Raw genomic sequence first — 15,602 nt, 5'->3', positions numbered from 1 at the left:
TATGAAAAAGTATTTCAAGGTAATCTTTATATCTACTGTGATCTGGTCTTCAACATCCCTACTGTCGTGTAAAAAATACCTGGATAAAGAAGAACAGTCCAATGTGTCCTCCAAAGAAGCATTTAAAAACTTTATTAACTTTCAGGGCTATACAGAAGAGTTATACAGCTGTGTTGTCAACTTCAGCAACAACTACTGGACCAACTCGTGGAACTGGGGTGAAGATGAAATGACCTCAACGGCTGGCAATTATCATTTCGTTCACAAAATCGACAACGGTAATTTTTGGGGCTGGCAAAGAGAATCCGACGGCTGGGGCGCCGGCTGGATGGATCAGGGTGATTTTACCACGATCAATGGGGATGTATTTGCTAACCGCGCGTTCCGCGATTTATGGAGCGCGGCCTGGTTTGGTCTGCGAAAAGTAAGCCTCGGGCTAGAAAATATCGACCAATTAACCGAAGCCACCTCCGAAGAAAAGAACCTGATCAAGGGGCAATTGTTATTTTTCCGAGGTTGGTTTCACCACCGACTGATGGAATATTTTGGCGGGATGCCGTACATCAATTATGTACTTAGTGACGAAAAGCTGCGGTTGCCAAGATTGAGCTACCATGCCTGTGCGGATCTTGCTGCGGCCGATTTTAGAGAAGCGGCCAATCTATTGCCGATCGACTGGGACAATACCACTGCTGGAAAACGTACCCTGGGTAAAAATCAATTGCGCATCAACAAAATCATGGCCCTTGCTTATCTTGGCAAAAATTATCTTTGGGCGGGAAGCCCTTTGATGAATTTTCAGTCTACCGGGAATAAAACCTATCATACTGACTATTGTAAAAAAGCAGCTCAGGCCTTTGGCGAACTACTTTCACTTGTCGAAAGCGGACAGACAAATTACGCCCTTGTTCCTATGGCCAATATTCACTTGAATTTTTACACAACAGGCCAAAATTGGGCCATGCCCGGCAGTACAGAAGCTATATTTAGAGGGCCCTACATCGACGCATGGGTATCGAATTATGGTACCAGTAAACAATACATTCCACTGGTCGTCTCCGACGGAGATCCATTGAAGTTTATCCCAACAGCCAATTATGTCGACTACTATGGTATGAAAAATGGTTTACCGATCAAAGACATTACCCAGTCTGACGCAGAATCAGGTTACAATGCCGAATACCCTTGGAAAGATCGCGACCCACGCTTTTATAAGGACATCATTTTCGATGGAACAAAAGTCGTCCAAGGAAATACACAGGACGAAAAAAATCGATACGCTAACCTTTACAGTAATGGAAGCTATCGAGATATCCAGTCTGGCAGCCAAACAGGCTACGTGTTACGTAAATTTGTCCCTATAACAGCCAACAAATATGATCAAGCCTATAATTATGGATCCAATCTTCATATTTACGTGCCCTATATGCGCTTATCTGATGTCTATCTGATGTACGCCGAATCCGCCATGATGGCTTCCAACTCAGCTACAGGCAAAGCGGACAATTACGGTAAAACAGCAGTTGATGCGATCAATATCGTTCGGGATCGGGCTGGGGTGGGTCATGTAGATGCCAAATTTCTAGGTTCGGCTAACGCATTGTTACCTGAATTACGGCGGGAACGAGCTGTGGAGCTCGCTTTCGAAGGACATCGTTTTAATGATCTTCGACGCTGGTTGCTGTTGACCGAATCACCTTACACCTTAAAAAAATCCGTTGTTTTTGATCGGTCAGGAACCTTCAACACCGTAGATCCATCCCAAAACCGCGTCGTCAACATTAAAGAAAATGTGCTTTTGGAACGGAAGTTTACAAGCAGGCATTACTGGTTGCCCCTAAAGGTCAGAGATGTCAACATGTATCCCGAGTTCTATCAGAACCCAGGCTGGTAACAAGTTTTTCATTTAATCATTCAAAAAATGAAGTACAAAAAATTAAGAATAGCACTATGTCTTGGATTAAGTTGGATAGCTACCGCTGAAGGAATGGCGAAAGAATCACCTAATCCAACCATTAGACAACATAAAAATATTTTTCCTGAGCGCTCGACATTTGTTGGTCCGGACAGTATTGGCACCGATAGTACGACACTTGTACAGGTCGCTTTCCGAAAAGTTCAGAAAAAGGACCTCATGGGTAACATACAATCCATCAATGTTCCACAATTGCTCGACAAGAGTTACACCACCTACAGTCTGGAAAATCTAGATGCCTTTATTCCGGGATACAACGGTAATATTTGGGGTATGGGAGGGTATTTGTTGTTAGTGGATGGATTTCCGCGCGATGCCAACAATGTGATGCCCACAGAGATTGAGCAGATCAGTGTATTGAAAGGCGCCAACGCTATCGCTCTTTATGGCAGCCGAGCAGCCAAAGGCGTTATTAGCATCACGACAAAACGCGGAAAATCCGGAGGTCAACAGATAAAAATTAGAACCAATAGCGGTATCAATGCGGCTATGAGTTATCCGCAATATCTTGGCTCCGCAGAATATATGACATTGTATAATGAAGCTCGACAAAATGATGGATTATCACCACTCTATAGTGCCGAAACAATCTACCAACATGCAGCCGGAAAAAATCCTTATCGTTATCCCAACGTGGATTACTATTCATCGGACTATATCAAAGATCACTATAATCGCTACGATGCTACCGCTGAAATCTCAGGAGGCAATCAACGTGCACAATATTATACCAACTTTGGATTTTGGTCTGAAGGGTCCCTCCTCAATTTTGGACAGGCGAAAAAGAATGGTGGCGCCAATAGATTCAATATGCGCGGTAACATCGATGTAAAAGTTAATGATCTGATCTCGCTGAACGTCGATGCAGCAGCCAGTTTTTATATTTCCAAAGGGGTAAATGCGGACTACTGGGGTGCAGCAGCAACCGTGCGACCACATCGCTTCTCTCCACTCATTCCTATTGATATGATCGAAGAAGGTGACGTCAACTCGATGGTGTATGTCAACAACAGCAATTTTCTCATCGATGGCAAATATCTCCTTGGGGGAAGTCAGCTGGATCAAACCAATGCCTTTGCAAACGTTTATGCCGGCGGCACAAACCGCAATCTAAATCGGCAGTTTCAATTTAATACGGGTTTAAATTTTGATCTAAAAAACATCTTGGAAGGTCTGGTTTTCAAAACCAATCTGGCTGTGGATTATCAGTCAAATTACAACCAATCCTATAACAACAATTATGCTGTTTATCAGGCATCGTGGAATAACTATGACGGAAAAGACCTTATCAGTAGCCTCACAAAATATGGTGACGACCGTATTTCAGGCATTCAAAATATCAGTGGCAGTACCTATCGGCAGACCATAGGTCTCAATGGGTCCCTAAACTTTAACCGTACCTACGGCAATGACCACCATGTATCGGCAATCCTATTGGCCAATGCGTTCCAGATCGCTGCCTCCGGCAGCTACCACAAAACCAGCAATGCCAACCTAGGGCTGCAGTTGGGCTACAATTATTCAAGCAAATATTATATTGACTTTAGCAGTGCTTACAGTCATTCCGCCAAATTACCACAAGGGAATAGAAGAGCCCTATCTCCTACTTTAGCGCTCGCCTGGCGTCTATCTAAAGAAAATTTTTTGGTCGACAGCAAAGTCGTCAATGAGTTAAGATTATCCGCCTCGGCAGGTATATTAAACACGGATCTGGATATTAGCGATTATTACCTCTATCAGGGCTATTATACCTATAACGACGCAGCATGGTATAGCTGGCGCGACGGTGACCTCGTCCATACCTTTGACAGACGAAGGGGTGACAACCCCAACATGAAATTCCCGAAACGCAAGGAATTTAATATCAACCTCGAAGGTGGGCTCTACAACAACCTGATCACCTTTAATACGTCCTACTTTGTTAATCGGATGAGCGGCGGGTTGGTGCAGGCGGCAACACAGTACCCAATGTATTTTATGACTTACTGGCCGGTTTATTCTGACCTTCCCTATGTCAATTTTAACGACGACGAACGCCGGGGTGTCGACTTTGGCATCAATCTGAACAAACAGATCAACAAAACCTTCGTATCACTGGGTTTCAACGGGATCTACTATACGACCAAGGCGGTAAAAAGGGACGAACTCTATGAATTTGCTTACCAAAACAGAGCGGGAAAACCACTGGATGCCATCTGGGGCTTACAGCATGATGGTTTTTATAACAGTCAAAGTGAAATTGACCAAGCTGCCTTTTCAACATTTGGAGAAGTCAAGCCTGGAGATATCAAGTATAGAGATCAGAATGGTGATGGTACCATCGATACCCGCGACGAAGTATATTTGGGCAAAGGCGGATGGGCCGGTGCCCCACTGACATTAGGTTGCAACCTGACAGTCAAATGGAATAATTTCACATTATTTGCCGCAGCAACCGGACAGTTCGGAGCCAAAGCGATGAAAAACAGTTCGTACTTTTGGGTAGATGCGGAAGATAAATATTCAGTGGTCGTACGTGACCGCTGGACAGAGTCGACCAAGGAGACCGCAACTTATCCGCGCCTTACGACCTTTAACAGTGACAACAACTTTCGAAGCTCAGACTTTTGGCTTTACAAGACCGATCGCATGAACCTATCCAAAGTGCAGCTGTCTTACGATTTCCCAAAGCGTCTATTCAATGCTAAGTTTATACACGAACTGGGGATTTATGCCACGGGATCCAACCTACTAACCATCGCCAAAGAAAAGAAAACGATGCAATTGAATATTGGACAACTACCACAAATGCGTTTTTTTAACATCGGACTGAAAGCACTATTTTAATCTTTACTATCTAAGACGAGAATGATGAAAAGAATACTAACCATAGCCATCCTAAGCAGCTTACTATTTTCCTCCTGTGAAGATATGTTTGAGCCGGCTCTTGAAAATAATCTTGAAATTGAAACAGCCAACAGTCGCCCCCTTTACGCACAAGGGCTACTTTTAAATGGATACAACCGGATTCCGGCTAATAGCTATAGCTTTGATGATGTCGCCACAGACAATGCTGTGAGCAACGATAAAAGCAATACTTACCTTAAAACAGCAACCGGACAATGGACAAGCATCAACAATCCTTTCGACCAATGGCGCAATAGCTATGCAGCCATACAGTATCTCAACAATTTTTTATCCCTAAGTGATAAAGTGGAATGGGCCTTGGATCCTAAGGTCAGTACGATGTTTAACGATCGCATGAAAGGTGAAGCTTATGGTCTCCGGGCACTATTTATGTTTCACCTGTTGCAATCCCATGCCGGAAAGTCGAGTACCGGTGAGATACTTGGTGTGCCTATCCTGCTGACTCCCGAAGATGTCAATTCGGATTTTAACCACAGTCGTGCACCGTTCGAAGCCTGCATGCTGCAACTTTACGATGACATCAAAAAAGCGGAAGACCTGTTGCCTATGGATTATGGAGACATCGGTGCAGACAGTCAAGTTCCGGTAAAATACGCAGGCACAATCAATAAAGACGACTACAACCGTGTATTTGGAGCCTATTTCAAACTCCGCATGACCAAGCGCATCGCGCAGGCAATTCGTGCCCGAGCAGCGTTAATGGCGGCAAGTCCGGCATACAGCGAGGGCAGCAAAACAACCTGGGAGCAAGCCGCCACCTATGCGGGGCAGGTCATCCAGGCCAAAGGCGGACCAAGTGGTATCGATCCGAAAGGATTCACTTGGTACAATAAAGATGTGGTCGATGGCTTAACCTCCGGATCCAATCCGGCCGAAATACTTTGGCGCACCGACAAAGGAAATAGCAACAGCATGGAACAGGACCATTTTCCGCCAACATTGTTTGGCAGAGGACGTCTCAATCCAACACAAAATCTGGTCGATGCCTTTCCCATGGAAAATGGCTATCCCATTGACGATGCCAATTCGGCTTACAATAAAACCAATCCGTACGACAAGCGGGATCCCCGATTGAAGACTTACATTATTGTCAATGGTGCCACGGCAGGCGTAAGCAACACGGCTATCAATACCACTGCCAATAGTCCAACAAACGATGGGTTAAATAAGGTCGAGACATCTACTCGGACGGGCTATTACCTGAAAAAGCTGCTGCGCCAAGATGTAAACCTCAACCCTTCATCTTCAACACAGCAAATGCATTTCAACGCTCGTATACGCATGACAGAAATGTATCTAGCCTATGCAGAAGCAGCTAATGAAGCTTGGGGACCTACCGGCATGGGTACTTTTACCTTCTCGGCCTATGATATCATCAAAGCTATCCGCAGGCGTGCAGGTGTAGGCACCAATAATGGCGATCCATATCTGGAGCAAGTAAAAAACAATAAAGATCAAATGCGGCAGCTGATCCGCAATGAGCGGAGACTAGAACTTTGTTTTGAAGGGTTTCGGTTTTGGGACCTGCGTCGCTGGAAGTTGAATATCAACGTTGCTGCAAAAGGAATCAGTATAAGCAACAACAGCTATACCGAGATTCCGGTAGAGAATAGGCTTTATGAAAACTTTATGTACTACGGTCCGATCCCGTACAGTGAAGTACTTAAATACAGTAATCTTATACAAAATATAGGTTGGAATTAAACTTAACAAGCACACGATGAAAAAGATCAATATCCTCTACGCAATGGCCTTAGTTAGCTTGGCGTCTTGCAAAAATAATGATTGGGAGTTCCCGGACTTTGAATTTCAATCGGTGTACTTCGCCTATCAGACACCCGTCAGAACAGTAACGCTGGGCGAAGACATCTTTGACACCACCCTCGACAATCAACATAAGGTTAAAGTCATGGCAACCACTGGAGGAGTATACAACAATGGAAAAGACATCCGTATCGATTTTGTTGTCGACAACGGTCTCACAAATGGGCTCAACTACCCGAATGGTCAGCCGATCACACCTTTGCCGACCAGTTACTACCAACTTGCCAGCAACCAGATCAGCATACCAAATGGTAGCCTCACGGGCGGTGTAGAGGTACAACTGACAGACGCATTTTTTGCCGATCCTAAATCTTTGGAGACCTATTACGTCCTCCCATTAAGGATGACAAAAGTGGTTAACGCCGATTCCATCCTCTCCGGTAAAACTTCTTTACAGACAGCCAATAGGGCTATCGCATCCGATTGGGATGTCGCGCCAAAAGATTTTATCTTTTATGCACTCAAATATATCAATCCTTGGCACGGCAACTATCTCCGCCGGGGCACCGACCAGATCGTGGGCAAAGGTGCTAACAGCAACTTAACTAAAAATGTTGTCAGGCACCAGGCTTATGTCGAAAAAGATGAAGTCAAAAGCGTCAGCACAGCAGCACTTAAAAAGTCGATTTTGCCGCTATCTTTTAAGGGAACTAATGATGTTAATATCAATGTCAATCTGAACTTAACTTTTGATGATGATAACAATTGCAGCGTTAGCTCGGGCAGCGCGGGTGTATCCGCGTCAGGGACCGGAAAGTTTGTCAAACGGGGCGAAAAAAATAGCTGGGGCAATGCAGACAGAGATGCACTTTATCTATCCTATACGATCGATATGGCACAAATGAGTGTCACAAGCAAGGATACCCTCGTGATGCGGGACAGATCTGTCAAAATGGAAACTTTTACACCCACTAAAAAGTAGTATCAAATCAATTATGAACCGCGATGAAAAAAATCAATAAAACTATCGTCATCCTACTTTCGCTCGGCGCCGTATGGAGTTCATGTTCCAAATATCATGCCCGGGAATACGCCGTAGACAAACCGGAGAAAGTACTGGCGCAGGAAGATATCAATGCTTACAACCCATTAAAAAGTTATTTGGATAAGCAAGCCAACCCCGGATTTAAGCTGGGTGTGGCGCTCAATATAAACGACTATTTAAATAAAGGGGTGCTTTACCGCTTAGCCAACCGAAATTTTGAAGAAATGGTCATGGGCTATGAAATGAAGCATGGTTCCATTGTTCAGGCAGACGGTAGCCTCAACCTATCCCGTGTGGAGCAGCTTATCACGGCCGCACAGGAAAACAATATGGCTTTATATGGGCATACGCTGTGCTGGCACTCGGGACAGAATGCGGCCTATCTCAATAAATTAATAGCACCTGTGGAGATACCAGGTTCCGACGGGCCAGCCCTAGCTGGTCATGCTTTAAAAATGATTAATCCTTCCGTTGTCAACCCTTGGGAAGCACAGACAGCCTATGCCATTAATTCCATCGAGGTGGGGAAAGAGTATGTCTTAAAGATCGTCGCGCGGGGCAACAAAATAGGCAATATTAGCATTGATCTGCAGAGCGCCCCCGAATATACCGCAGACAATATGGGGTCATTGGCATTGACCACAAGTTATAAAGCCTACGAGCTTAAAGTAACAGCGACTGCTGCTCGAAATAATTTTATTATCAATTTCGGCCAATACGACGGTACTATATTCATCGACAAAGTTGTGCTCACAAAAACCGGTAGTTCAGCTAATCTGATTGCTAACGGGGATTTTGAAAGCAATATCGATGGCTGGGGCGGCTGGGGAAACAACTCCACTAGGGCACAGTCAGCAGATGGTGAGGGTTATGGCAGTCCTGGAGGCTACATTATTGAAAAAACACCGGCAGAGAAAGAAGCCATACTGACCAAAGCGCTGGAGACATTTATTGCTAGTATGCTGGAAAAAACCAAAGGTTACATCAAAGCTTGGGATGTCGTCAACGAACCGATGTCCGACTGGCCAGACCAATATGCCTTAAAGACCGGAATCGGAAAGACCGATCTGGCGGATGACGAATTCTACTGGCAGGATTACTTAGGGAAAGATTATGCCGTAAAAGCCTTCCAGCTTGCCCGCAAATATGGCAATGCCAACGATCTCCTATTCATCAATGATTATGGCTTAGAAGGCAGTGGCAACAAATGTAAGGGGCTAATCGCGTATGTCAGCTACATCGAAAGCAAAGGTGTTAAAGTAGATGGGATCGGCACCCAGATGCACATCGATATCAATACCAGCAAAGACAATATCGTCAGTATGTTCAATCTATTGGCCTCCACAGGTAAGGTGATCAAAGTATCCGAGCTGGACATTGGCTTAGGAAATGGCATCAAGACCAGCAATGCCACGGCTGAAATGTATCAGAAACAAGCTGACCTGTACAGATACGTCGTTGAGAAATATCTCGAAATCATTCCAAAGGATAAGCAGTACGGTATTACTATATGGAGCCCATTGGATAGCCCCGATCAGGAGAGTTCATTCTGGCGTCGCGGAGAGCCGGTTGGTTTATGGACCGAAGGATTTGTCCGAAAGCCAGCCTATCAGGCAGTGGCCGAGGCATTGGTAGCTAAAGAATAAGATCATTAATCACCCTTAAATATTTAAATTATGAGAACAAACAACATGTGGTTACTGGTGGTCTTTTTAATGACCTCCCTTTTCAGCTGTTCGCGGCTGGAAGAAAAAACGCTAACCAGCGAATCCGAAAGAAGTCTTAAATCCAATGTTTCTGCGCAAGCCGTTACAAACTGGCCTCGCCCAACTCCAACATTACACGTAGGAGGAAAGTATCTCAAAGATCCCTGCGATAACAACATCGTCCTTCATGGGGTCGCCATTACTCCAAGCCCATGGTTCAACGGCTGTCAGTACGGTGCCAACTCAGGGTACTGTACCTGGGATAACTACAATGTACAAGGTGCCCTCAACTACAACAAAGCCGTCATTGACAAACTCACCAGTGCAGCCGATGGTTGGTACCTGAATTACATTCGTCTCCACATCGACCCTTATTGGACCAACGATCCAGGAGCGCCCATTCCTGAAAACGACATCTCCAGGTTTAACTATAATCGCTTGGTTACCTACACCAACCAGGTTATTATTCCTTTGATCAATCACGCCCGTAGCCGAGGTATGTATGTTATCTTACGTCCGCCGGGGGTATGCCCGCACCGTATTGCAGTAAACGATGCGTATCATACGTACCTGAAGACGGTATGGACTTTTCTTTCGCAGCACGCTTCACTGAAGAATGCAGACAATGTGATGTTTGAGTTGGCCAACGAGCCCGTTGAAATATTGGGAACAAATGGTACCTGGGGGATGACTGGCAACGAGCATTTCGCTGCACTGAAAAATTTCTTCCAGCCATTGGTGAATATTATCCGTAACAACGGTGCCAATAACGTATGCTGGATACCCGGTACCGGTTGGCAGTCCCATTACCAAGGCTATGTCAATAACCAGATTACTGGTGGTAACATCGGCTATGCGGTACATATATATCCGGGGTACTGGGGTGGTGTCAATACCTATCAAGCCTTTCAAAGTGCCTGGAATACCAATGTGAAACCCATTGCTGACATTGCGCCGATCGCGATTACAGAGACAGACTGGGCTCCACAAGGATATGGTACCTTCGGTACAGGTTCCACAGGTACCGCTGGTGGCAATGGCTTTGGAGCAAATTTAAAGTATATCGTGGATCAATCCGGCAATGTGAGCTGGAATCTTCTTGCTCCGGACAATCTGCTCGACAAAGGAGATCCCAATGGTGGCACAGCCTACAACAACGATTGGGAAGCATGTGCAGCACCAAGCAAACAATGGTTTCAGCAATATGCTGCCTCCAATTATCCGATGTCTAACTGCAATGTCACTAGTCTGGTCAATAATGGGATTTACGAGATTGAATTCCAAACCGACGCCAACAAAGTCCTTGATTTAAAATCAGGTCAGGATGCCGATGGTGCTGTACTCAGACCCTGGACTAGAAATGGTGCAAATGCACAACGTTGGGTAGCGATCGATGCCGGTAACGGATATTGGCGCTTTGTATCCAAAGCGAGTGCGAGCAATCGTTGCATTGATCTAGCCAGTAACAGCAATGCACTTGGAACCTCCATCCGCCTCTGGCAGAATTACAGCAATGATGCTCAGACATGGAAGGTAACGGCTGTAGCAAATGGATATTACAAAATCGTATCAAAAGTCGATGCCACACGCGGATGGGATATCCCCAGCTGTACAATGGATGGGAACTCCAACCTGCAGCTTTGGGACTACTACGGTACGTCCTGTCAATTGTTCAAATTCAAATTTATAGCGATGAACTAAATAATATCTTTTCGCGGTAAGCTGTGCTTACCGCGAAATATGTTAATTTTAGAAATATAAAAAATTCCACGATGCGACAAACACCATTTAAAATCTTGCTGTTCATCTTCCTGCTGGGGAACGTTTTAAGAACAGCAGCTTTCGCCCAAGACAAAAACTTTCATATATACCTTTGTTTTGGACAATCCAATATGGAGGGGCATGGCCAATTCGAACCACAGGATACCATCACCAATAGTCGGTTCCATGTACTTGCGGCAGTAGACTGTCCCGAATTGGGAAGGCAGTATGGCAAGTGGGCTCCCGCCCGTGCACCGCTCACGCGCTGCCACACAGGACTTACACCTGCAGATTATTTTGGCAGAACGCTTACAGAAAATCTTCCTCAAAATATCCAGATCGGTGTCGTCAACGTTTCGGTAGGTGGTTGTCATATACAGTTATTTGATCAAGACAGCACGGCCAGCTATGTGGCAAAAGCACCGGAGTGGATGAAATCCATGCTTGCAGCTTATGACAATAATCCGTATCAAAGACTTGTAGCATTAGCCAAGATAGCACAACAGAAAGGTGTCATCAAAAGCATCTTACTTCATCAGGGCGAATCCAACACCGGCGATCGCCAATGGCCTAATAAGGTGAAAAAAGTATATGAAAATCTATTGCGCGATTTGCACTTGAGAGCAGATGAAGTGCCCCTACTTGCAGGCGAACTCCTATCGGCCGAAGCCGGTGGCAAATGCGCAAGTATGAACAGCATCATCCAAACTTTGCCCACCACTGTACCGACAGCCCATATTATATCCTCCGCAGGCTGCGAAGGGATAAGCGATGGATTGCATTTCAGCCCCGCTGGATACCGAAAGCTGGGTAAAAACTATGCGGCAAGCATGCTTAAATTGTTAACAGAAACAACGAAATAAAAAAGCTAGGGAATCCAATCCCTAGCCTTAAAACATAATCAGCGATACAGATGCTCGTCGATATTGCCATTTCTTCCAAAAATATTATCCTTTTAGAATTAAAGGGAATAACAATACGGCGTCTCTGACCATTAATTATCAAAAATTTTGGCCAACTCCTGGTGTAACAGTTCACCTTTGATATTGATAGCAACAATATTTCCTTGAGGATCTACCAAATAATTTTGCGGTACAGCACGCACACCATACAATACCGCTGCCTCATTGCTCCAGCCCTTTAGATCTGCGACATGTACCCATGGCAAACCATCATCTTTGATGGCTTTTAACCAGGCATTTTTTCCTTTGGTATCATCTAGCGACACTGCAAGGACCTCCAATCCTTTACCTTTATATTTGTTGTAGGCCTTCAATAAGTTAGGGTTTTCGGCACGGCAGGGGCTACACCAGCTCGCCCAAAAGTCGATCAGCACATATTGGCCTTTAAAGTCCGATACCTTGATCATTTTTCCCTGGGTGTCGGGCTGTGAAAAATCAGGTGCTTTATGACCAATTTTCACACTTCTTTCCGCCAAGAAACGAGCCTCCAGCTGTCGCCCATTCGTGGTTTGACGCACCTCTTTGGACAGCTTTAAAAATAGCGGTTCGATCTCACTGAGCTTACGTTTATTGGCCGCATCAATAAGTGCATCCACCGCAAAGATCGAATTGGGGTTTTTGGCAGCAAAAGCCAACTCTTTAACCCGTCGTGCTTCAAACCGTGCTTCAAACTGCTCATGGATAGCCTTATACTGCTCATTGGCATCAGGAGCATCTTGTTTCACAGCCCCAAAAGCTTTATTCCCCGCATCAATGATATCCATGAAACCACCGCCAATTTCCTTTAAATAAGAAACATAAGCATCATGCAGCGGCGATCCTTTTATGGCAGCAGTACGCAGCGAATCTTTGATAGCTATATCGTATGTTTCATTGCCTAAATAAAAGTATAACCGATCCCCGATATTTTGTGCGATCAATTTACCTTTACCGTCCTGATCAAACACCATTCTGGAGTAAGCTGGCTCCTCAACAGCTCCTTTGAAACTAAACTTTCCATCCACAATAGCCGATGAATCCGAGACTGGAAATCCGTCTTTTGTATAATCTAGATACACTTTTTTACCATTAAAAGCTTTTGGTGAAGTTCCTTTTATGTAAAAGCCGCCTTGTTGTGCGTACAGCCCAAAAGGGCTAACAGCGAACAGGAATAGCACAATTTTTAAAATTTTCATCGTCATTTGAGTTATTTGAGTTATTTAAATATTTTGTTAATGTTACTTTCTCCAAGTTATATCCACCAAATCGCCTGGAATCCCATCAATTTTCTTGACAAGCTCGCCATTTTTTCCAACCTGTACAGCTAAGTAGTAAAGCGATCCTCCGGCGCCAACAATCAGCGTATCCTCACTTTCATCCAATTTTAGTAATGTAACTGTTGATTTGAAAGCCATTTGCAATTCTTGCACTTGTTCATTCAATGGGTTATATCTAAATACTTTATCTTGATAAGCAATATAAATATAGCCTACACGGCTCGCCACCATTTTTGTATCTGCATGTATCCACTCGGAATGAGAAAACAACTTTTTCTGTAATGCCTCAAACTTAAATTCCCGCATAAAATCGGTCTTAAATTTAAGTTCATATATTTTCCCTGCATCATCCTTCATATACGCATAAATATCCGTACTATTAATCTGTACCATTTGCATAAGATCCATTTTCACATTAGTCGGATCAAATACTTCTCTGCCAACCGTACTGTATTGCGTACCAAAATACATCGCACCCCCATACAGATTAACCCGTACAAATTGTCTCTTGTTACTTTCATAGGCTGTAATAAAATGGTCATTTTGTACCTTCGTAATAATAAACTGTGGCGCCAACACATAATTTCCATCTGCAGGTGTTCCAAACATGCCGTAAGTATTACTTTGATTCCAGGTGCTGGTAGCCCCACCATAAAATTTACCATTGATAACCCCAAGCAGCACCCCTTGCTCATACATTTGCAAATCCCCAACATCGATATTTTCTGGTGGTAAGAAAAAGTTTTCTTTCAGTGTACCGGGCTTAACCTTTTCTTTTTTAAGCTCTTCCAAAGTCATGCGAACCCCTCCATGCTTTCCTATATACCAATACGCTAATGGAGTATTGGCAATGGAGTGATTGGCATAAATAATGTGAAGCGGTTCTGATGGCAGCACCTCATTGTTAATAATTTCATAAATGTTTGGCAAAATCGAGTTATCAGGTTTTATGAAAGTAAGTTTGCTTACGCCCTTGTCGTTAGACAGCACAAGTGAACCTCTGGAAAATTCAGTAATTCCTTGAATATAGAAATCATGGAAATACTTCATATTATTGCTAAGATCTGAAATGGTAAACCTCACCTTATATCGATTTGCTCCCAGCCCAAACGCCAAGCGCAAAGTCGCCCCGCTGTAATGATTTGCCTCTGGATCAATGGCCTCTGGCGCACTAATTTGCCAATCGTACGATAGATTACTTAGCTCTACACCCGTTATTTTCGGTTTAATGATCAAACTATCCCCGACACGTACTTCATAGACTGTATCTAATCCCTGAACAATAGGTTCATTGGGAATATGTATCGAATAATTCCCCTTATCCTTGTAACAACCGTAAAAAAAGGTGCAAATTAAAAGGATAAAACTATATTTAATTATTCCAGTTAGCTTAAGTTTGTTGAATATCATGTTACCTCACCTCCTTTCCATTTTCATCAATAAAGAAATACTTACCAGTGGCATTATTTCTTTTAATTAATATTTTTCTACCTGGATTATTAATAGGATAAAAATCATATGTTTCGCCATTATCTTTTGTGGTTAGTGCATAACCTTTTTCCGGATGATCGTCAACCCATTTAAATGGATCGTTCAACATAGCTAGTAAAAGATTGACGAAATATAAATTTTTTGGAGCATCTAAACCATTCGTAGTTAGAAACTTCTGTTCAGTTGAAATGTAAAACAACTGATGTTTCACTTGAGAATAATTGTTCAACCAACTGTCCCACCAACTCGGGCGTTCCAATTTTGCGGATAAAACCAATTTAACACGAATAAGATCTGGATTTCGGATACCGAAATCTGAATTTTCTTTTAATTTGATAATCAATGACACGGCACGATCCTCCAGATCCTTTACATTATGTACAATAATGGGCAAGTGAGCTCGGCCTTCTTCTGCCTTTAGGGTATATGCCGTTTCCAGTTTGTCATAATGGATGCCCGTCTTCGCCGTAGATGAATCAGCAACAATATAGGCCTCATATTTTCGAGGTTTAACATCGCGATACCCCATAACCTTTACGGGAACATACACGGTATCACTCGATTTTTCCAAATCATACGCAAAGGTGTAAATGATACTATCCCGATCGACATCATTCAGGTCAAAATAAACGTTTGCTGGCTGATCGAAGGTTATCAGACTTGCCTTCTTGCAAGAAAACAGCAAGAGCAGACCTAATAACATAAATAAAATAGGATTAAATTTCATGTAATTAT

The 15,602-nt window shown here is 43.8% G+C and carries 10 protein-coding genes; 7 read left to right on the top strand and 3 right to left on the bottom strand.

All coding sequences use genetic code 11. The annotated features are described in order from the left end of the window. The first annotated feature begins 1 nt into the window (after position 1). The 7 genes from QE382_RS08700 to QE382_RS08670 all read left to right on the top strand — a co-directional run bounded on the left by QE382_RS08700 (position 2) and on the right by QE382_RS08670 (position 12,021). Positions 2 to 1,894, top strand: a complete 1,893-nt coding sequence (locus tag QE382_RS08700) for a RagB/SusD family nutrient uptake outer membrane protein (protein ID WP_307185545.1) — start codon at positions 2 to 4, stop codon at positions 1,892 to 1,894. Positions 1,895 to 1,921: 27 nt separating this feature from the next. Next, entirely contained in the window at positions 1,922 to 4,801 is a 2,880-nt protein-coding gene (locus tag QE382_RS08695) for a SusC/RagA family TonB-linked outer membrane protein (protein ID WP_307185544.1), read from the top strand. Positions 4,802 to 4,822: 21 nt separating this feature from the next. Beyond that, positions 4,823 to 6,586 carry a RagB/SusD family nutrient uptake outer membrane protein gene (locus QE382_RS08690; protein ID WP_307185543.1) on the top strand — a complete coding sequence of 588 codons (1,764 nt, stop codon included), beginning with the start codon at positions 4,823 to 4,825 and terminating at the stop codon, positions 6,584 to 6,586. 16 nt (positions 6,587 to 6,602) lie between these two features. Beyond that, positions 6,603 to 7,628 carry a DUF5627 domain-containing protein gene (locus tag QE382_RS08685; protein ID WP_307185542.1) on the top strand — a complete coding sequence of 342 codons (1,026 nt, stop codon included), beginning with the start codon at positions 6,603 to 6,605 and terminating at the stop codon, positions 7,626 to 7,628. A gap of 23 nt (positions 7,629 to 7,651) precedes the next feature. Then, positions 7,652 to 9,337 (top strand): endo-1,4-beta-xylanase, encoded by a 1,686-nt coding sequence (locus QE382_RS08680; RefSeq protein WP_307185541.1) that lies wholly within the window; start codon positions 7,652 to 7,654, stop codon positions 9,335 to 9,337. A 30-nt stretch (positions 9,338 to 9,367) separates the two neighbouring features. Continuing rightward, entirely contained in the window at positions 9,368 to 11,098 is a 1,731-nt protein-coding gene (locus tag QE382_RS08675; RefSeq protein ID WP_307185540.1) for an RICIN domain-containing protein, read from the top strand. Between the two features lie 71 nt (positions 11,099 to 11,169). Further along, positions 11,170 to 12,021 (top strand): sialate O-acetylesterase, encoded by an 852-nt coding sequence (locus tag QE382_RS08670; protein ID WP_307185539.1) that lies wholly within the window; start codon positions 11,170 to 11,172, stop codon positions 12,019 to 12,021. Positions 12,022 to 12,152: 131 nt separating this feature from the next. Here QE382_RS08670 and QE382_RS08665 read toward each other — a convergent pair whose 3' ends face one another. From QE382_RS08665 to QE382_RS08655, 3 genes are read right to left on the bottom strand one after another with little or no spacing between them, the layout of a single operon-like run. Then, positions 12,153 to 13,295 carry a TlpA disulfide reductase family protein gene (locus tag QE382_RS08665; RefSeq protein ID WP_307185538.1) on the bottom strand — a complete coding sequence of 381 codons (1,143 nt, stop codon included), beginning with the start codon at positions 13,293 to 13,295 and terminating at the stop codon, positions 12,153 to 12,155. A gap of 42 nt (positions 13,296 to 13,337) precedes the next feature. Next, positions 13,338 to 14,786 (bottom strand): PKD-like family lipoprotein, encoded by a 1,449-nt coding sequence (locus QE382_RS08660; protein WP_307185537.1) that lies wholly within the window; start codon positions 14,784 to 14,786, stop codon positions 13,338 to 13,340. Between the two features lies 1 nt (position 14,787). After that, positions 14,788 to 15,594: a DUF4843 domain-containing protein gene (locus QE382_RS08655; RefSeq protein ID WP_307185536.1), complete on the bottom strand. Its 807-nt coding sequence runs from the start codon at positions 15,592 to 15,594 to the stop codon at positions 14,788 to 14,790. Positions 15,595 to 15,602 lie beyond the last annotated feature (8 nt).

Source organism: Sphingobacterium zeae (assembly GCF_030818895.1).
GTDB classification, from domain to species: Bacteria; Bacteroidota; Bacteroidia; order Sphingobacteriales; family Sphingobacteriaceae; genus Sphingobacterium; species Sphingobacterium zeae.
The sequence above is the reverse complement of the archived record's forward strand: the minus strand, read 5'-3'. Positions and strand labels throughout refer to the sequence as shown.